General features: G+C 43.3%; 19 protein-coding genes. 3 read left to right on the top strand and 16 right to left on the bottom strand.

Going from position 1 to position 17,956, the window contains the following annotated elements; genetic code table 11:
- The 7 genes from ACFOEK_RS12575 to ACFOEK_RS12605 all read right to left on the bottom strand — a co-directional run.
- Positions 1-578: DUF5610 domain-containing protein (locus ACFOEK_RS12575; protein ID WP_386721426.1), on the bottom strand; the 578-nt coding region annotated here is incomplete at its 3' end.
- A 70-nt stretch (positions 579-648) separates the two neighbouring features.
- A complete protein-coding gene (gene rlmKL, locus ACFOEK_RS12580) occupies positions 649-2,811 on the bottom strand; it encodes a bifunctional 23S rRNA (guanine(2069)-N(7))-methyltransferase RlmK/23S rRNA (guanine(2445)-N(2))-methyltransferase RlmL (protein WP_386721428.1) in 2,163 nt (720 codons plus the stop codon).
- A 181-nt stretch (positions 2,812-2,992) separates the two neighbouring features.
- A complete protein-coding gene (locus ACFOEK_RS12585) occupies positions 2,993-3,409 on the bottom strand; it encodes a hypothetical protein (RefSeq protein ID WP_386721430.1) in 417 nt (138 codons plus the stop codon).
- A 45-nt stretch (positions 3,410-3,454) separates the two neighbouring features.
- Complete coding sequence (locus tag ACFOEK_RS12590) at positions 3,455-4,153, bottom strand: response regulator (protein ID WP_386721432.1); 699 nt, start codon at positions 4,151-4,153, stop codon at positions 3,455-3,457.
- A 37-nt stretch (positions 4,154-4,190) separates the two neighbouring features.
- Positions 4,191-5,666, bottom strand: a complete 1,476-nt coding sequence (locus ACFOEK_RS12595; RefSeq protein WP_386721434.1) for an ATP-binding protein — start codon at positions 5,664-5,666, stop codon at positions 4,191-4,193.
- A 141-nt stretch (positions 5,667-5,807) separates the two neighbouring features.
- Positions 5,808-6,584 (bottom strand): glutathione S-transferase N-terminal domain-containing protein, encoded by a 777-nt coding sequence (locus ACFOEK_RS12600; protein WP_386721436.1) that lies wholly within the window; start codon positions 6,582-6,584, stop codon positions 5,808-5,810.
- Positions 6,585-6,603: 19 nt separating this feature from the next.
- Positions 6,604-7,416 (bottom strand): ion transporter, encoded by an 813-nt coding sequence (locus tag ACFOEK_RS12605; protein WP_386721438.1) that lies wholly within the window; start codon positions 7,414-7,416, stop codon positions 6,604-6,606.
- 53 nt (positions 7,417-7,469) lie between these two features.
- On the opposite strand from ACFOEK_RS12605, the gene ACFOEK_RS12610 reads away from it, so the two are divergent.
- Positions 7,470-7,886, top strand: coding sequence for a phnA protein (locus ACFOEK_RS12610; protein WP_386721440.1), 417 nt, complete (start codon positions 7,470-7,472; stop codon positions 7,884-7,886).
- Positions 7,887-7,903: 17 nt separating this feature from the next.
- On the opposite strand, the gene ACFOEK_RS12615 is transcribed toward ACFOEK_RS12610, so the two are convergent.
- The 4 genes from ACFOEK_RS12615 to ACFOEK_RS12630 form a co-directional block, all read right to left on the bottom strand.
- On the bottom strand, positions 7,904-8,275 hold the full coding sequence (locus ACFOEK_RS12615; RefSeq protein ID WP_386721442.1) for a DUF6164 family protein: 372 nt from the start codon (positions 8,273-8,275) through the stop codon (positions 7,904-7,906).
- Positions 8,256-8,879 carry a DsbA family protein gene (locus ACFOEK_RS12620; protein ID WP_386721444.1) on the bottom strand — a complete coding sequence of 208 codons (624 nt, stop codon included), beginning with the start codon at positions 8,877-8,879 and terminating at the stop codon, positions 8,256-8,258. The genes ACFOEK_RS12615 and ACFOEK_RS12620 overlap by 20 nt, the downstream gene beginning before the upstream one ends.
- A 202-nt stretch (positions 8,880-9,081) precedes the next feature.
- On the bottom strand, positions 9,082-9,525 hold the full coding sequence (locus ACFOEK_RS12625; protein ID WP_386721446.1) for a hypothetical protein: 444 nt from the start codon (positions 9,523-9,525) through the stop codon (positions 9,082-9,084).
- A 327-nt stretch (positions 9,526-9,852) separates the two neighbouring features.
- The gene (locus ACFOEK_RS12630; RefSeq protein WP_386721448.1) at positions 9,853-11,151 is read right to left on the bottom strand and encodes an acetyl-CoA C-acetyltransferase; all 1,299 of its coding nucleotides are present in this window, start codon (positions 11,149-11,151) and stop codon (positions 9,853-9,855) included.
- Between the two features lie 390 nt (positions 11,152-11,541).
- On the opposite strand from ACFOEK_RS12630, the gene ACFOEK_RS12635 reads away from it, so the two are divergent.
- Entirely contained in the window at positions 11,542-12,975 is a 1,434-nt protein-coding gene (locus ACFOEK_RS12635) for a 3-oxoacyl-ACP reductase (RefSeq protein WP_386721450.1), read from the top strand.
- 37 nt (positions 12,976-13,012) lie between these two features.
- Here ACFOEK_RS12635 and ACFOEK_RS12640 read toward each other — a convergent pair whose 3' ends face one another.
- A complete protein-coding gene (locus ACFOEK_RS12640; protein WP_386721452.1) occupies positions 13,013-14,029 on the bottom strand; it encodes an AraC family transcriptional regulator in 1,017 nt (338 codons plus the stop codon).
- Positions 14,030-14,254: 225 nt separating this feature from the next.
- Here ACFOEK_RS12640 and ACFOEK_RS12645 point away from each other — a divergent pair, with 225 nt between their 5' ends.
- Positions 14,255-15,145 carry a MaoC family dehydratase gene (locus ACFOEK_RS12645; protein ID WP_386721454.1) on the top strand — a complete coding sequence of 297 codons (891 nt, stop codon included), beginning with the start codon at positions 14,255-14,257 and terminating at the stop codon, positions 15,143-15,145.
- A 9-nt stretch (positions 15,146-15,154) separates the two neighbouring features.
- On the opposite strand, the gene ACFOEK_RS12650 is transcribed toward ACFOEK_RS12645, so the two are convergent.
- The 4 genes from ACFOEK_RS12650 to ACFOEK_RS12665 all read right to left on the bottom strand — a co-directional run bounded on the left by ACFOEK_RS12650 (position 15,155) and on the right by ACFOEK_RS12665 (position 17,795).
- The gene (locus ACFOEK_RS12650) at positions 15,155-15,664 is read right to left on the bottom strand and encodes an O-acetyl-ADP-ribose deacetylase (protein WP_386721456.1); all 510 of its coding nucleotides are present in this window, start codon (positions 15,662-15,664) and stop codon (positions 15,155-15,157) included.
- A gap of 64 nt (positions 15,665-15,728) precedes the next feature.
- Complete coding sequence (locus ACFOEK_RS12655; protein WP_386721458.1) at positions 15,729-16,991, bottom strand: hypothetical protein; 1,263 nt, start codon at positions 16,989-16,991, stop codon at positions 15,729-15,731.
- 59 nt (positions 16,992-17,050) lie between these two features.
- Complete coding sequence (locus tag ACFOEK_RS12660) at positions 17,051-17,365, bottom strand: DUF2249 domain-containing protein (protein WP_386721460.1); 315 nt, start codon at positions 17,363-17,365, stop codon at positions 17,051-17,053.
- Positions 17,358-17,795, bottom strand: coding sequence for a hemerythrin domain-containing protein (locus tag ACFOEK_RS12665; RefSeq protein WP_386721462.1), 438 nt, complete (start codon positions 17,793-17,795; stop codon positions 17,358-17,360). The genes ACFOEK_RS12660 and ACFOEK_RS12665 overlap by 8 nt, the downstream gene beginning before the upstream one ends.
- Positions 17,796-17,956 lie beyond the last annotated feature (161 nt).

Consider the following 17,956-nt stretch of genomic DNA (forward strand, 5'->3'; position numbering starts at 1 on the left):
CCTGAAGCCGACACTAAGTTTTCAGGTCTAAATAAGTCATTACGAGGCGCCTCAGTTTCAGCTGGCACATCGTCTGAATCATCTTGTGGCGCAACAACCTGATCAATACGATCATAAATACGAGCTTCGGATGTATCTATATCTTCAGCCAATTCGTCCGTCATTATACCGGCATCAGAAATAATATCTCTTGCCTCACCAAAACCTTGCTCAACACCTTGGCGCGCGGCATTTGCAAGCTCTTGAATACGTTCTTCGGAAGCGCCTGCTGAGCGTTCACGCTCGATAAAGCCTTCGACAAAACCTGCAACCGTATCAACAACCTGATCGATATCGAAAAAACCGGTAGCAGATTCCGTTTCCTGTGGTTTTTCAAAACCAACATTTGCAAGCTTATTGCCTACAATACGGCTTAATAAGTCACCAGGTGAAGATAAAGATACTTTTTTGGGTTTATCTACTGCTTCCCCCGCCTGCTCAGATGCAGTTTGGGGAAGTTTATCTGATTTTGCTTGCCCACCGAATACTGACTGATAAGCATCTAACGCGCCTGTAAAATTAGTGCTGAAGCCAACCATGAGGATATCCACCTAAATTAAAATTAGACCAACCTTACTCTCTTATCGGTCGACGCTTTAGCAACTTTAACTATATTTTGTATTTTTTTTGTACAGCAGATGAATGGCAAATAAACCAGCATGAATGGATGTTTTTGCGTCGCTCGAAATCTTTTGGAATTGTCTTCAGAGTGACATCTCTAATCGCGACATCCTGAAGCTCGTCTTCATTCAACTTAAAGCTACGTAAGTTATTGGAAAAAACAAGAATTCCTTCCGGGCTCAATAACTTCATCGCGTCCTGAATCAATGAAACATGATCTCTCTGGATATCAAGCACGCCTTCCATTTTCTTGGAGTTAGAAAAGCTTGGCGGGTCCATGAAAATAATGTCGAACTCACCAGAAGTGTTCTTCAACCATTCAACACAGTTATCTCGAATAAACTGATAGTGATTACCGTTTAAGTCATTCAACTGGAAGTTATCAGACGCCCAATTAAGATAGGTTGATGACATATCAACACTGGTTACCGACTTAGCACCACCCAGCGCCGCCTGAACTGACGCAACGCCGGTATAGCAAAACAGGTTCAAGACTCGCTTGCCTTCCGACTGCTTAGCAATCCATTTTCGAATAGGTCTGTGATCTAAAAACAAACCGGTATCCAAATAATCCGTTAGATTAACTTTCAGTGTGGCCTGATCTTCTGTGACTTCAAAATAGCCATCTTTAGAATCCATACGTTCGTACTGATTCTTACCCGACTGTTTGGCACGTTGCTTTAACGCGATGCTGCTTCGCTCTACGTCAAAGACGTCTGAGACCGCATCCAGAATTTCAGCCAAACGTTGCTGTGACTTATGAATAGGCACGGTCTTTGGCGGCGCATACTCCTGAACATGAATCTGGCCTTCGTAATAATCAATTGCAGCAGAGTATTCAGGCAGATCCGCATCGTAGACTCGATAACAAGAGACATTAGCTTGTTTTAGCCACGGTTTTAGGCGCTTCAAGTTTTTGCGAATTCTGTTGGCAAGCATTTCAGCGCCTTCAGACAGCTCTCCGTTTTCTTTAATCAGACCTTTGATGGCCTTCTCTCGCTCTAGTTTAAATAACAGCAATCGAGTGTCGATCGTTCCATTCTGCAGCTTATATTGTTTGAACGGAACCCAAGGTAGGCCTTTGGCCAATTCCCAATTACCGGCATAAATAGCCGCCTGATAACCTTCAAAATGAGCCAGGAAAGCGTGTCCTAATTCTCTATATAAAATGGCAACGTCGTGCTTTTCTTCCAAACGCTCACCGTAAGGTGGATTGGTCACAACTAAACCATGTTCACAAGCCACGGGGTCAACGTCCTGGAACGATCTTTCCGCAAACTGAATGTATTCACCTACGCCCGCACGCTGTGCATTTTCTTTGGCCTTCTTAACTACGCGAGCGTCTTGATCCGATCCGAAATACATGCGTTCAAGTGTTTTAACACCGTCTGCACGTTGCTGGCGTGCTTCTTTAAGCATTGCTTGCCACAGCTTAGCATCGTGTTCCTTCCAGTATTCAAACGCAAAGCGTCTTCTGGTTAAGCCTGGAGCAACATTAGCTTTCATCATTGCGGCTTCAATCAGTAAAGTACCGCTACCGCACATAGGATCAACCAATTGATCAAACTCAGCGTCAGGCTTGTGCCACCCAGCTCGCATAAGCACCGCTGCAGCGAGATTCTCTTTCATAGGAGCCAAGCCAGCAGCCGGACGATAGCCTCTTAAATGTAAGCTCTCACCTGAGATATTCAGAAAGACCTGAACACGCCCTTTTTTAAAGAAGGCGTGAACACGAATATCCGGATCTTCTTTATCAACAGAAGGTCTCTGACCACCGATTTGAGTGAATGCATCAACAATCGCATCTTTGACTCTTAAAGCACCGAATTGAGTATTGGTGATCGAGCGATTGGTGCCCATAAAATCGATACGGAAGGTATTAGAAGCAGAAAAGTGATCCTGCCAACGAACACTCGTCGCCACTTTATATACATCATCACCGTTAACAGCATCCCCTTCGGCGATTTGCAACAAAACTCGGCTGGCCAATCGAGACCAAAGGCAAATAGTATATGCCTGCTCTAAACTCGCTTCGAGATGCACCGCTCGCGGAGACTCTTTGGCTGTAACACCAATGAGTGTCTGAAGCTCATCCAACAACAGACTTTCAACCCCAGGAGGGCAACTAACTACGAGCTTATACATGTGCATGCGGAGACCTTAAGATGAATCAGAATAGAAAGAATAGACGCCAGGGCCAGGAAAGCGCGAATGATACCTGAGCCGCTAAGAATTGAACAGTTGGTTCAGAAAGTCCTGAACCAACGTGAAATAGATCTAATGCAAGAAGTGAAAACCATTGAACTAGGAGGAACGCTAAAGAGGCGTTAAGTTAATCAGCAAAGCGGAATTGTCTTTGCTCTGAACTGCCCTTACTTGACGAGTCTCTATTTCGTCTTGGGTCTTTATTCGAAGGACGACCGCTTTTGTTTTCTTCCAATAATTGATCGTATTTTTCTAGCTGCTCTGCTGTAAGTACAGAAGACAACTTATCTCGTGATTCAGCTTGAGCTTTTTCAACAAAGGCGTGAATCTTTTCCATTTGGGCTCGCATCACCCGATGAAATTGATCTCGCTGATCATAAGTTAGGTTTAACTCGCTTTCCAGCTGATCAGGTCTCAGCGGGCCTTTTGGCCCTTCTTGATTTTGGCGACCCCCTTCTCTGCCATAGCCGGGCTGATTGGCTATGACCGACGTTGGTAAAATGAACCCGATTAAAACAAGTGGTAGAAGTTTTCGAAAGTTCATAAAAGAGACTCCATATCGTTAATGCTCAAGAAGTTAAAAAAACGCTTAATTTGCTGGCGGCTCATATTTATAGCCAGCCCCATACACCGACTGAATCAAGTGGTCGCCATCGTAAGCAGAAGACAGTTTCTTTCTTAATTTTTTGACATGACTATCAATAGTTCTATCACTTACTACACGATGGTCGTTATAAATGGTGTCCATCAATTGCTGACGACTGTAGATTCGACCAGGTTCCTGATACATCACATGAAACATTTGAAACTCAAGTGTGGTTAGATCTAGCGTTTGTCCGTCAATAGACACCAGCATCTTACTTTCGTCCACCATAATCATGTCCTTCGCTGTAGGTACTTGCGGAACATTGATCATATCAAGACGTCGGAACAAGGCTTTTGCACGAGCCACAATCTCTTTAGGGCTAAACGGCTTACACACATAATCATCCGCCCCAATTTCAAGCCCAAGTAAACGATCCACCTCTTCTACTTTTGCCGTGACCATAATAATGGGCACATCAGAGAAGGTTCGGGTTTGCCTAGCGATCTCAATGCCATCCATACCCGGCAACATCAAGTCTAATAAGATCAAATCAGGTGTACGCTGTTTAATTGCGTCGAAGGCCAGCGCTCCATCATAAAAGGACTGAGCCTGATAGCCTGCGGCCATTAAATAATCTTCTAAAAGGCGAGCCAACTTCACCTCGTCTTCAACAATGTAAATTAGTTTCTTTTGACCTGACATCTTCTTTCCACTGTTCATACTCAAATAGAGAATAAACTTAATTTTTGAAAGCTATGGAAACTTTCAATCCGCCTAAATTCGAATGACTACAACAAATAGTGGCATCATGAGCTTCTGCAATATTCTTGCAGATCGCCATGCCTAATCCAGACCCGCCAGTACTTCGGCTTCGACTTTTATCAACCCGGTAGAGTCGATCAAATAAAAGCGATAACGACTCAGTTGGTACGCCCGGAGCCCCGTCTTCAATCATAAATGTTTGAACATTACTTTGACTGTTCAACGAAACAACCACATCTGAAGGAGCATCAGTATACTTCAAACTGTTGGAGAGTAAGTTGTTAATTAACTGCTTTATGCGAGCTCGGTCACCATGTATAACTCTGGGCTTCCCTCGTAAATTGTATTTGAGGGATAAGCCTGCTTTCTTAAACAAAGGTTCCATGGCCACGACGGTTTGACGAATTACTGAGTTCAAATCAACCGATTCCATTTGATAATCCAGCGCACCGGCATCCGATAAAGTAAGTAGCCGCAAGTCAGAAATCATCTTCTCAAGCATTTCGACTTCTTCTTTGAGGCTGTCTACCGAGTTCATATTCAGAGGTCTTACACCATCGGTAATGGCTTCAATTTCACCTTTCAACACAGCCACCGGCGTTCTTAGCTCATGCGCGATATCCGAACTCCAGTTAAGACGAGATTCTTCATTTTTTTCAAGGACTTTTGATAGATAGTTAAAGTCCTTTACAAGCTGACCAATTTCATCCTTAAGCTTGGACTCAGACTCACTAAGCTCGACATTAATGCCGTATTTTCCAGCTGAGAGTTTTCGTGCGCCATTAGCAACTAACATGACCGGGTGAGATATTCGGTTGGCCAACCACCAAGCAATGAACAAACAGCTGACCAAGGCAATCGCAGAGATAACTAAATACCCAACCACTTGATGTTGAATAAACTCTTTTTCTTGTTTTGCGAACAAAGACTTTGAAGGTTTATAGGCTACATAGGCCGTGAGTTTATCCTCTTTGTAGATAGGAAAATATGAAACGCCCTCTCCAGACCATATATCACCAAACACCGGGCGTTTATCCAGATCTACCAACGCAATGAGTTTCGATAGACTTGCAGGCGGTGGAGGAACTCGGGAAGGGATATTCCTCCGAGAAGATTCGTAGGCACGCAACCTTTGTTCCTGACGGAGTATCTCATTCCTTTCTTCCTCATCACCAACGGATAACAATGAATCCTTAATGGCTTCGTTCCAATCGCGAGGAGTGATTCGCCGTAGAACAATTTCCTGACGGGAAACTCGGACTGTCATCAATTCGGCGACCTTCTCTACTGCGGTCACTTCTTTTTCTTTAACGTATTGAAGCAGGCCTTGATAAAAAGAGTACACATTGAACGCTAAAAACACGGTGATAAGAATCACTGAGAATCCAGTAAAGACGACTAACAAGCGCGTTCTTAGGGTTTTAAAGTGGTACATCGAATGAAGTCTAGCCATGAGATTTATTTAAAACTTATCACAAAAGCTCACGTTTCCTAGAAAACTAATATGAACTTCCTCAATCCTTTCACGCTGAGCGCACAATGTGTAAGAAATAAGGAAGCCCTGTTTGACGCATAGTTGGATCAGCAACGCTGATTATTTAGTCGCGTATTCCCGATTCAGATACGAAAGAATCTTTTTGGAATGAAACAACTCTGTCTGAGTATTGGGATCGATTAGGAAAGGCACCATCACTTCATTGTATTTACTCAAAAACGCTTCACGTTTTGAACCTTTTACTGGTTTATAGGGGCCAGTATGAAGTCGCATCCCAGCCGGGCCAATATCTGCGCGCTGCTGCTTACCTAAGTTGATCAATTTATAAGGTAATTCCAACTCACAAAGTTTTTCACGAACAGGCCTTGAAAACGGGCTGGATTCAAAACTGTATAAGGTCAAAGGCTGTTCCGGCTCTTTAGATGGCTTAGCTTTCTTGCCTTTATTTAAACGCAAGGTTTCAATTGAAACCTCAACCAAAGGCTCAAAAATACCATTAAACGTCTGAGACGTGTATTTAGCAGGTACGTCCTTTTGACCGTATTCAGAAAATAAATATTCCAGAATGGCTTCCTTACCAATTAACTTTTTGCCTGTGTTCTTATCAAAGATGAAGGGTAATTGGGTTGAACCAGAAAGCTCTTCCAACATGCCTTTAAATCGCGTGCCTTCTTCTGGGCACGGGTAAATCATCACATCAAGGTTTAACTCGGTGACTCCTTGACGAACCGTTCTGCACTCAGAACACAACTCACGGTCAAAAAGTAGTATCTCTTGTTCAGGTAATTCTGTTTTACGAGATCCAGACGTGCCTTTCCAACCTGTTAATGTGGAAACCAAAGTCGATGTATAAATATTCGCAATGTGTTCTAACATAAAGCCCTAAGCCCCTATCCTAAAGTTTAGCGCCACAATCATAACAGTATCGAGCGCCGACCCTATGGTCTCGCAAGCCACATCCTGCGCATTTGACCTCTAATGCCGTCTCACCTCTTAACGTATTGGCCAATTCCGCAGTAAAGATGCCGGTAGGCACGGCTATAATACTGTAACCCATAATCATCACTACCGATGCAATGGCCTGCCCAACCGCGGTATGAGGTGAAATATCGCCATACCCCACTGTGGTTAAGGTTACGATGGCCCAGTAAATGCTTTTAGGAATACTTGAGAAGCCATTTTCAGGCCCCTCGATAACATACATTACAGAGCCAAAAATAGTGGCCAAGGTCACCACAAAGAAGAGGAAAACAGTGATCTTTTGTCGACTGGCATTTAACGCGGATAGTAAAAAGTTGGCCTGATGAATATAGGTTGAAAGCCTAAGCACCCGGAAGATTCTAAGTACTCGAAGAATACGAATCACCAGGAATTCATTAGTGCCAGGAATCATAAGCGCTAAATAGGTCGGAACAATTGAAAGTAAATCAACAAGGCCATAAAAGCTGAAAATGTACTTAAATGGTCTAGGGTTTACCCAGATTCGGGTAACATATTCAACGGTGAATAGAACAGTAAAGAACCACTCTACTCCAGATAACCAATAGCCGTGTCTGAGATTGATGCGTTCTATACTGTCGAGCATCACTGCTCCGACACTGAGGAGAATTGATAAAATCAACAAGACATCAAAGGCTTTACCTGCCTTGCTATCCGTTTTATAAATAATATCAAAGACTTGATCTCGCCAATCATTGAATCGAGTCATTGAAATCAGAATCCTTTTTGTTAGCCTTAGTGGAAATTTTTAGAGGGACTATCATGTCGAAAGGTTTAGAGAAGCACAAGCACCGAAGTGAGAGTCTGTCCTATTTTGGGAAAGACTTGGTTCGCCGTTCAGGATCTCACTGTGAGCTATGTGACGCTAGCGGGACTAGACTGACTGTTTTTGAGGTGCCACCTGTACCCAAAGAAGCCGAACTTTTTCATTGCATATTTATTTGCGATACCTGCCGAGGGCAAATTGAGAAGCCTAAAACACTCAATGCGGATCACTGGCGATGTTTAAATACTTCTGCGTGGAGCCCTGAACCCGCCATTCAGGTCATGTCGGTGTTACTCATTGATCAACTGATTGCAAACGTCAAAGACAACGAATGGCTACAAGACCTGAAAGAGCAACTCTATTTGACTGAAGAAATTCAAGAATGGATCGATAGCGCTCAGTCGCAGAAATAGCAGCTCAAACGAATCATTCATTCGTTCACAAAGAGATCAATAAACGGGTAAAAGGTTAATCCCAAAACAAATACGACAGCAACAATTGCCAGAAGGAACTTAACGGGCTTCCTCCAGAAGTTAGCCCACAGCGAAGATGCAATACTCTGGTTCATCAATTGCTGATGATCCTGAGCAAAGCGCTCTTCACGTTTAGCCTGATAATTGTCGAGTAACTCAGCCGCTTCAGTATATTGACTATTATCAGGCAACCATATTCCCGGCATAGACACGCCCCATCTGCCCGCAGTTGTTTCATAGAAGTCAATATTATGCTGATCCAACAGTGATCTTACGTCATCGGCCTCTTCATCTGAGACACCGTTTAATTTAAAGAGCAGTACAGGCATGAATGTGATCCAACATGGTTTGAGCGTTTTTGTAATCGAGCGGAACGGCATAATACTTTGATTCTGTCTGAAAAACCAAAGATGGAAAGCCGCTACTCGTTAATGACCGTCCAAATTCAATTTCTTCAAGCAACACCCTATGCGTTGAGTGATCTCGAAGAATAGATAAATACTCAGAAATGCAATCAGACGGCAGACCCAATGAAAGAGCTAATTCATCAAAGATCAGCATCAGAACAGAATTATCAGACGGGTTCATTGCTCTTAAATAGTAAGCTTTTTGAATCGCTTCAATCATCAACTCTTCAAGTGATGCGTTATTCAGGAATGATTCAGATAAACCATGTTTTTGATCCAAGGTTCGTGCTGCTAAAACGGCTCGACAGGCGGGATATGTGGAGCGACGAGGTTCATTATTCAGCCAAAAATCAAAATTGAATTTTGTTCCTAGAAGTTCATTAATCCGATACCAATGCCTCTGAATTTGGTGTTGCATATCTATCGGCATAGGCTGATCAGAATCTGGCGCTAAACCACCTAATACATTCACGACTTTAATCCCTTGGTCTTTCACCTGCTCTTTCAAACGCGTCCAAGTAGGCATAAACCCCCAACACCAAGAGCACATTGGATCGTGTATATAAAATAAACGTTCTTTAGTTGGATGCATAAACTTCAATGATCTTCATTCAGTAGAGGCGTTCATTTAACCAAAAAAAGAGCGCCTAACCCAAGGGTTGGCGCTCTTTAGTGCTTACTGTGCTAAAAAGTACGAAAAAACAGGGAGAATGTCTTACCGTATAAAATTAAGCTTCGGCTTTTTTACGAGTACGACGAGCTGCTGGTTTCTTTGCTGCCGGCTTCTTAACTTCCGCTTCTTCTTTCTCTTCAGACGCTACTGCTTCTTTAACTTCGTCAGCAATTTCTTTAACGTCTTCTGCTGCTTCTTCAACCGCTTCTTTTACTTCTTCAACAACGTCATCAACGTCTTTCTGAAGTTTAGCAAGAAGCTTGTTAATGAATTCGCTCGCGCTTTTGTTTAGATCACGGACGTTCTCAAATGCAGTCGCTACTTTTTCGTTGTGCTTAACACGAACATCGTCAGTTGTAATCGATTTGGCTTTTTCTTCGATGCTGCCAACATAGTCGAATGTTTTACCAGAAATGCTTGAGTAATACTCTTCGATCTTGTTGATGCTTTGCTCGATTGAAGTTTCAACTTTAGTTTGGATGTCTTTTAGTTTAGTCATAGCAGTGTCCACCTTTTAACGTTACAGAGAAGAAAATGTTAAATCTCACTAAGGGGTTATGCGCGTTCCTACGCCCCCTGAATCTGATAACAACGTAACAAGTGAAATTAGACTGAACACACTAATTCATAATCATCAAAACAAAGAAATTACAAAAATCTGACAGAGATCAAAAAATAAACTACAGGCTCAGAAAAAAGGCTTAGAACCAGCATTCCGCAAGGGATGCACTGCTGGGAGGATGGAGATCAACAGGTGAAAAGAAGAGCTAAGTTTAAAGAATACTCGAGGGCAACCACAGTACCCCCGAATATTGATGAACGTTTGTTATGGACGTTCAAGAATTGCTGTTACACCTTGACCACCCGCAGCACAAATAGAGATCAAACCACGGCCAGAGCCTTTTTGCTCAAGCATTTTTGCAAGTGTTGCAATGATGCGTCCGCCAGTTGCAGCAAACGGATGCCCCACAGCGATCGAACTACCATTCACATTCAATTTCGACCGATCAATGGTGCCGTATTTCTTGTCACGGCCCATACGGGTTTTACAGAACTCCTCATCATCAAGCGCTGCTAATGTTGTTAAAACCACGCCTGCAAAGGCTTCGTGAATTTCATAGAAATCGAAGTCTTGAAGGGTTAATCCTGCGCGATCCAACATATTAGCAATAGCGTAGGTAGGCGCCATTAGTAGACCTTCTTTGTAGTCATGATCTTTACCAATGAAATCCACTGCCGCTGTTTCATAGAAAGTTAAGTATGCCTGAACAGGTAAATTACGCTCTTTGGCCCACTCTTCAGATGCCAGCAATACCGCAGAGGCACCGTCAGTCAGAGCAGAACTGTTCCCCGCTGTTAACGTACCTTTGCCACTTTTCTTATCGAACGCAGGCTTTAAGCTCGCCAACTTTTCCAAAGAAACCTCAGGGCGCATAATATTGTCTTTGTCCAAGCCTTTAAATGGAACGACTAGGTCATCAAAGAAACCTTGGTCATAGGCTTTGGCTAAATTTCTATGAGAGTTGAATGCAATTTCATCTTGAGCTTCGCGACTTGTGCCCCACTCTTTTACTGTGATCTCACAATGCTCCCCCATCGACATTTTTGTACGGGGCTCACCGTTTGATGGGATCAAAGGCATTAAATGCTTAGGACGAATACGAGAGGCAACCTTCAGTTTATCCATGTTGGTTTTCGCGCGATTCAAATCCAAAAGAATCTTACGTAGACCTTCAGACACTCCAATTGGCGCATCAGACGTGGTATCCGTACCGCCGGCAATGCCTGCTTCAATCTGACCAAGAGCAATCTTATTGGCAACCTGCATTGTTGCTTGAAGGCCAGTACCACAAGCCTGTTGAATGTCAGTACAAGGAGTATCTGCGTTTAACGCTGTGCTCAAAACAGACTCACGAGTTAGATTAAAATCACGGCTGTGTTTGATAACCGAACCAGCAACCACCTCTCCCAGACGCTCACCTTGAAGATTGAACTTGTTTACCACTCCATTAAGAGCCGCTGTCAACATTTCCTGATTGGACGAATGAGAATATGCCGTATTTGATCGAGCAAATGGAATTCGTGATCCACCAATAATGGCAACTTTTTTAACTTGCTGAGTCATAGACAGTACCTTGTAAATTAACGTGTAAAAACAACAATCGGGCTACCTTAAATCATATTACGAGCGAAACATTAACAAATGTTATGACAAGCCATAAGAACCAACGTATTAAGGTAAATTCATACCGAGAGTTAGCTTATCAGCGCTTTTCGCGCCACTCCATGGTCTATTCAGACATACATAGAGGCCATGTAGCCTAACGAAGAGTAGTTTAAGAATTTATGCCAATGACTCATTGGCTCAAACGACGTAATGAAAGGAAAGCTGGGTCAATTCATTTAATCAGAGCTTATGCTCCAATAGCGTCTATAACCTTGATTTAATCGTCTCTTCATACATCAAGGTCTTTCACCTTTACGTTACAGACTTATCAATTGTTAGGAAAACATCATGGGCGACTTCTACCAAAAAATGCTGCAAAACGATGCCGGAAGAAAAATTTTAAAGTCGGTCGGATTACCGACTCCTGTCGACCTTAACCGTCATCAGGGTCAAGCAGTCTTCTTTAAGGGTGATCTGTTGATCGGTAGTGTTGAAGGCAGTCAAATGTTAGAGCCATCGCTTCAGTCTCTCAGCCATGCGGAAGCGAAAGTCATGTTACCTGCCAACGGTAAAACGGCCTCTTCAATAATCAAGCATTGCGAAAACTTTGGAATCAACCCATTACAGATTCAATGTGAGAAAGGCGCTGTCAGTGAAACCTTTGATGCTTTGGTATTTGACGCAACGGGTCTCCAAAACACTAAAGAGTTAAAGCATCTTTATGCCTTCTTTAGCCCAGTGATGCGAAACATCAAGCACAATGGTCGAATCATTATTTTTGGTCGTCCACATATGGCATCCAGTTCAGGGGAACAAGCTGCCGCAATGAGAGCACTGGAAGGCTTCAGCCGCTCACTGTCGAAAGAGATTGGTAAGAAAGGGGCTACCTCGCAAGTGATTTACGTCGACAAAGGCGCTGAACACCTAGCTAAACCTGCCTTTGAATTCTTCCTCTCGGCAAAATCCGCCTATGTAAACGGCCAAGCAATAACGGTTGCCAAACCTGGCCCAGCCAAAAACAAAGTTGAACTGCCTGTTATCGACTGGCGCCTTCCTCTCGAGGGTAAAACCGCACTGGTTACTGGTGGCTCTCGAGGCATTGGTGAAGCCATTGCTGAAACCTTAGCGAGAGATGGTGCAAAAGTATTTGTACTTGATATTGCAGCGACTCAAGAAGATCTTGAACTGGTTGCGAACCAAATCGGCGGTGAGGCTATTGTTGCTGATATTACAGCCAAAGAAACGCCCCAGCTGATTGCAGATGCCGTGGCAGAAACAGGTTTAGACATTATTGTTCATAATGCTGGAGTCACCCGAGACAAAATGTTGGCGAACATGCCTGAACATTTTTGGGATATGACGCTAAGCATTAACCTAACAGCAGAGGAAGAAATCAACGATCACCTTCTGGAAAATAACGTGATCAATGAAGATGGTCGTATTATTTGTGTTTCCTCAATGAACGGTATCGCCGGGCAAGTAGGCCAATCAAATTATGCTGCCTCCAAAGCAGGAGTCATTGGCTATGTTGAATTCATGGCAAAACCATTAGCCAAGAAGAACATTACCATCAACGCGGTTGCCCCAGGTTTTATTGAAACGGCCATGACGGATGCGATTCCATTCATGACACGAGAAGTTGGCCGCCGCATGAATTCATTAAGCCAAGGCGGTAAGCCAGTGGACGTTGCTGAAACCATTGCCTTCTTTGCTTCGCCGGAATCGAAAGGTATTTCAGGAAATGTATTACGTGTCTGCGGTCAGTGTCTGATTGGTGCTTAACGATAAGACAAAAGCAGAACGAGTTTGAAAGCCGGAGTTATGCTCTAACTCCGGTTTTTTGTTTGCGGTACTCAACAGGCGTTAAGCCAGTCCAGCGTTTAAATGCTCGATAAAACGTACTGGGTTCAGAAAAGCCTGTCAGATACACAATCTCATCAATGGATTCGTCCGTACACACCAATAAGCGCTTGGCAAAGCGACAACGATAATCCGCTAATAATTGATTGAAACTGGTATCGGCATGAGACAATGCAGATCGCAACTGACGAGCACTCAACGACATGCGTTCAGCCACCGATTCTAAGGTTACTTGACTGGTTTCTAATGACTCACCAATGATCTTTCGAACTTCATGCACAACATCCTGTTGTTCAAGCTTAGCAACGTGCTGATCTGCTAACTGCTCGTGAAGTTGCAGCAGCTCGGATTCAGCATGAAAAGATGGAAGATCCAGTAATTCTTTTTTGAAATAGATTCGGTTACTCGGTTGCGAGAAGTCTACCGGGCATTCAAAGATCCGCTGGTATTCTGTTAAATCCTCCGGCGCTTCGAAGCTGAACGAAAGCTTCGATGGACGAAAGGCGTCTTCTGTCACATAGCGAAAGAACTTGATTAAACCAACCGCAGAACAATCGTTAAAATGTCGCAGTTGTCGTGTTTCGGCCAGCTGTGTATCGGTCACTAAACACGCCAAGTCGTCACTTAACTCTAAGGTAGCCTGAGCGGCATCGGTCAATAAACGCTGATAGCTCAATGAACGTTTAAGCCCTTCACCAAAGGTTGGGCTACTTAAGAAGAGATATTCCAACACCTGACCTCGGAACACTGGCATGTGTTCGCCAAAATGAAGCCCCACATTCGGATCTTGAGTGACAGACTCGGCCACATTCCAAAAGATCAGATTCGCTTGATGAGGCGTTCGTAAATCTTGTTCTTGAAGCAACTCGGGTTGAATACCGCAGCGTTGATAGATGGTTGCGACATCAACGCCCATATTGATCATGGCCTTATTCATGAGGCGCATCAAAATCCCTGCATCTCTCAATTCAGCCATAATAAAAACATCCTGTTCAGTTTTGCTTGTGTAGGTAATTGGTAACAGAGACAGAGTGAACCTTTCAATAGACCCGTAACTGGTGGTCTACAATGTAATGGTTCACAGAAAACTCTACAAGCCTGTATTGACTCAGATGACATCACTGCATGCTCGTATAGCCAATTTTTCCGTTTTGATCTCTTTATAAGATGGGCAGATCATTGAGCGAGAAAAGTACACGATATGTCACATATATTCACTGCCACAACATGCCAACCTCAGCAACTAAAGCAGATGCCGTCCATTCTTCAGTTGTATCGTAAAGCTATTCTTCCGAAGAAAACTAAAGCGACATCGGCTGACCAAATACCTCATCTTTCTGTTGAGCTTGGTAGCGTCAATTTAAATCGTAACAAGGTAAAAGAATATTCTGACGTTTGTGAGTTCTACTTTGACAATCAAACAGTCCCTGTCACTTACCCTCACGTTTTAGCGTTCAATCTACAACTAGAGCTAATGGCAAATGCCAACTTCCCTATTCCATTATTGGGCTTGGTTCATGTGAGGAATCAGATTCAAAGTTACCGCAGTATTTCGTTGACAGACACGCTCGACTTCCAGGTTTCCATTTCTGAAGCACGAGATACTGACAAAGGTATTGAGTTCGACCTAACAACTCGAATTACGTGCAAGGGAGAACGTGTTTGGGAGTCGGTCAGCACAAACCTTTATCGCTTTAAATCGACACCTAAGAAAGCCGGTTCGTATACACCTCAGCCACTTGAACCTTTCCGTTATTCTGAATTCTGGGACGTAAAAGAAAACACAGGCCGAAAGTACGCCAAAGCATCCGGGGATTCCAATCCGATTCATTTATATAGGTGGTCTGCAAAAGCGTTTGGCTTTAAACAAGCCATCATCCACGGCATGTGGACCAAAGCACGTACGTTAGCTGCGCTGGAACCCTTACTAAAAACGCATGCATTAAAGATCACCACTGAATTCAAACAACCTATCTTCCTCCCGTCTCGAGTGCTTCTTCATTACAACGAATATGACACAGGTATGCTGTTTGAAGTGCGTAATGAAGCTAACAACAAAGTTCATATGAAAGGCAATATCAGCACACTTTAGTTTTGTGTTTTAAGTGGTTAAGGCGGAGAGGTAAATCTGGTAGTCGTTTTCAGAAAAACAACAAAAGATGACTTCATCCATTTGATGCGGTTGATCGTTAAGAAAATCTTTAACGCTTCTGATGGCGACCTCAACGGCCTGATTGGCAGGGTAACCATAAATACCTGTGCTGATACACGGAAAAGCGATTGTCTTTACCTGATAACGAGCAGCTAGTTTTAGTGACTCTTGGTAGCATGAAGCTAGTAGTTCAGCCTCCCCGCAATTTCCACCATGCCATACTGGACCAACGGTATGAATCACATGATTGGCAGGTAATTTGTATCCCTGAGTGATTTTGGCTTGGCCAGTAGTACAACCATTTAAAGCCCGACATTCAGATAATAGACCGGGGCCTGCTGCTCGATGAATTGCCCCGTCTACTCCGCCACCGCCGAGCAAAGATTCATTTGCAGCATTCACAATGGCATTTACATTCAGTTCAGTAATATCACCTAATTGCGCTTTTAGAACTGTCATACAACGACCTGTTCGACTTTCACTGGCTAAAAACAATGGTTTTAGCCCTTATATTGAGAATAACTTAGACGTGTCCATTTGCCACTGATTGAACTGACATCATTTCCTTTTCTTTGGCTAGGTATCGCTTCCACACTTTGATACCAATGAGAATTAAGAAAACACAGACACCCCCCAGTAACAGACCCGCAACATTCGAGCTCAGCTCAACAAAAGGTGCCATCAATAAGAAAACTAACGTCACACAATAGAGCTGGAACAAACGACGTCCCGGCCACGACGCCAACATATCACTCATTGACGGCATCAAGCCCAATGTCTCCATGGATTTCATCGACATTTGTTGTAGATGTAAAAACGCCAAGAACGGGATTATTTTCAATAACATTCCCAGAATAATGCTCACCACAAACCCGAAAATAAGCACCAACATCGCTAACATTTGAATCTGAGCGGTTAAGGCATGATCTATTAAAAGTGAGACATCAAATATCACCACTGCGCAGATCAGCATACCCAGCCCTAATCGCCAGAAATTAACGGTATTATCGGAGACTTTTCGCCTGCGCTGATTCAACAACCACAGTCCCGCTAAGGCGTAGCCTATCAAACTGATATGTAACAAACCCAAGGCACTCCATGTCATAACCTGCCCGACAATAGAGCTTTGTTGAACCAGACCACTGGCCAACATTAATAGCGCTAAGAAATGGAAAACAGGCAATCCCTTTCGAATTAAACGAGGGTATTCGGGGGTCACATGAAACATGGGAATGACCTGAAAGCTAACACCGATAATCATCAATGTTACCCAACCGAGCAAACCAAATGATAAATGAATATTGGTGAGAAGCTTCCCAAGAACTGATGCCTCCAACCAGTGGTAACTACCAAGCTGCCATAGCCCTGACAACACCGTAAATATCAGGCAAGTCACCGCAAATTTTATGGATAGAATGGAATCGTTGGACTTAGACTTCAGCAATACAAAAATAATAGCGGATGCCATTGCGAAGAGAGGTATCGCTATTAAGCAGGTGGTGAGAAGCACAACAAATCTGGAAGGCGAAAGAAAGTTAAGAGGAAACAGCACTATGCCCAAGGTTAGAAGGACATGAAATCCGGTAGCCGATGTATCCACCATGGGAAACCCTTTCCCACTAAGAACAGGAAGTACCTGTGTTAGTGCACCACACATGATCATCAGGATGAAGCCCAATGCATATAAATGAGTTAATGCGATTAAGTCCGGTTGCCATCGACTTAACCAAAGATCAGGCAAAATAAAAGCGCATGCTCCCATAAGGCCAAAAATTGGCGCCGTCATAAAGAACCGCATGGGAGTCCTAAACTGCGGAATATTGTCAAGAAACAAACCTGAAAGATTCATTCGCCCTTCCCTGATTTTTTCGCCCCTAATCCTTGGGGATGAGAAGATTTATGCCAAATACAAATTTCAAAGAGCCCATCTTCTACTCGTTCGGTAGAAAACTGAAACCCCAGATCCGGCAATTGATGGTAAAGAGGAAATGGCTCTCGTCGATGGCTGACTTTCAACACTTCTCCTGCTTTGAGAACGGAAAGTGCAGCCAAAATCTTCTGCATTGGCTCAGGTGGTTCCAGTGTACGGACATCCAATGCGACCCAGTGCGTATTTTCAGAAAACCTTCTGATTTCTTTTAACACGTGAGATTTAAGCACACGCCGACGATTCCATATCTGCAATAACTTGATCCGCTGCTACCAAAGCGCGATCAGCCATTGGATAAAGCATTTGTTCCTCTTTCATGTTGTGCTGCTGAATAAAGATCATTAATGACTCAGACAACCCAAGAAACGACTCTTTGTCCTGACCTTTCAAAGCAACTTCCAATTTCGAGCAAATAGAGCGCATTTGTTGATGCTCCATTCTCATCACCATGGTTGGACCTTGCGTCATCCCCGTTGCTTCTTCGAACTGAGGGAACAAAACGTTTTCTTCCATGTTCAGGTGATCTTCTAAATCTGCTTTAAAAAGGTGCCATTTATGACCTGCATCTGACCAATTTCCGGAAACAACCGAGTTTTCTGCATCTGAAAATAGCTGATCACACTCTCGATGCTTATGGGTCATGAATTCACTGATAGACATTATTTACTCCTTTTTCGAGACTTAACTTACTTTATCAATTTAGTCGGATTTGAAATTTGAAACATTGACCGAGATTAATAAAAGCGCTGTTTAATTTTTCACCAATCAACATACATTACTTTTTAAATTGCTTGGATAAAGTCGCGTCTTCAGTAAGGAAT

It is taken from the genome of Litoribrevibacter euphylliae, from assembly GCF_042646085.1.
In the GTDB taxonomy this organism is placed as follows: Bacteria; Pseudomonadota; Gammaproteobacteria; order Pseudomonadales; family Litoribrevibacteraceae; genus Litoribrevibacter; species Litoribrevibacter euphylliae.

Bases quoted from the DNA above. Each gene is read 5' to 3' on its own strand.
- rlmKL (WP_386721428.1), bottom strand. From the start codon at position 2,811: ATGCACATGTATAAGCTCGTAGTTAGTTGCCCTCCTGGGGTTGAAAGT.
- ACFOEK_RS12585 (WP_386721430.1), bottom strand. From the start codon at position 3,409: ATGAACTTTCGAAAACTTCTACCACTTGTTTTAATCGGGTTCATTTTA.
- ACFOEK_RS12590 (WP_386721432.1), bottom strand. From the start codon at position 4,153: ATGTCAGGTCAAAAGAAACTAATTTACATTGTTGAAGACGAGGTGAAG.
- ACFOEK_RS12595 (WP_386721434.1), bottom strand. From the start codon at position 5,666: ATGGCTAGACTTCATTCGATGTACCACTTTAAAACCCTAAGAACGCGC.
- ACFOEK_RS12600 (WP_386721436.1), bottom strand. From the start codon at position 6,584: ATGTTAGAACACATTGCGAATATTTATACATCGACTTTGGTTTCCACA.
- ACFOEK_RS12605 (WP_386721438.1), bottom strand. From the start codon at position 7,416: ATGACTCGATTCAATGATTGGCGAGATCAAGTCTTTGATATTATTTAT.
- ACFOEK_RS12610 (WP_386721440.1), top strand. From the start codon at position 7,470: ATGTCGAAAGGTTTAGAGAAGCACAAGCACCGAAGTGAGAGTCTGTCC.
- ACFOEK_RS12615 (WP_386721442.1), bottom strand. From the start codon at position 8,275: ATGCCTGTACTGCTCTTTAAATTAAACGGTGTCTCAGATGAAGAGGCC.
- ACFOEK_RS12620 (WP_386721444.1), bottom strand. From the start codon at position 8,879: ATGCCTACTTGGACGCGTTTGAAAGAGCAGGTGAAAGACCAAGGGATT.
- ACFOEK_RS12625 (WP_386721446.1), bottom strand. From the start codon at position 9,525: ATGACTAAACTAAAAGACATCCAAACTAAAGTTGAAACTTCAATCGAG.
- ACFOEK_RS12630 (WP_386721448.1), bottom strand. From the start codon at position 11,151: ATGACTCAGCAAGTTAAAAAAGTTGCCATTATTGGTGGATCACGAATT.
- ACFOEK_RS12635 (WP_386721450.1), top strand. From the start codon at position 11,542: ATGGGCGACTTCTACCAAAAAATGCTGCAAAACGATGCCGGAAGAAAA.
- ACFOEK_RS12640 (WP_386721452.1), bottom strand. From the start codon at position 14,029: ATGGCTGAATTGAGAGATGCAGGGATTTTGATGCGCCTCATGAATAAG.
- ACFOEK_RS12645 (WP_386721454.1), top strand. From the start codon at position 14,255: ATGTCACATATATTCACTGCCACAACATGCCAACCTCAGCAACTAAAG.
- ACFOEK_RS12650 (WP_386721456.1), bottom strand. From the start codon at position 15,664: ATGACAGTTCTAAAAGCGCAATTAGGTGATATTACTGAACTGAATGTA.
- ACFOEK_RS12655 (WP_386721458.1), bottom strand. From the start codon at position 16,991: ATGACGGCGCCAATTTTTGGCCTTATGGGAGCATGCGCTTTTATTTTG.
- ACFOEK_RS12665 (WP_386721462.1), bottom strand. From the start codon at position 17,795: ATGTCTATCAGTGAATTCATGACCCATAAGCATCGAGAGTGTGATCAG.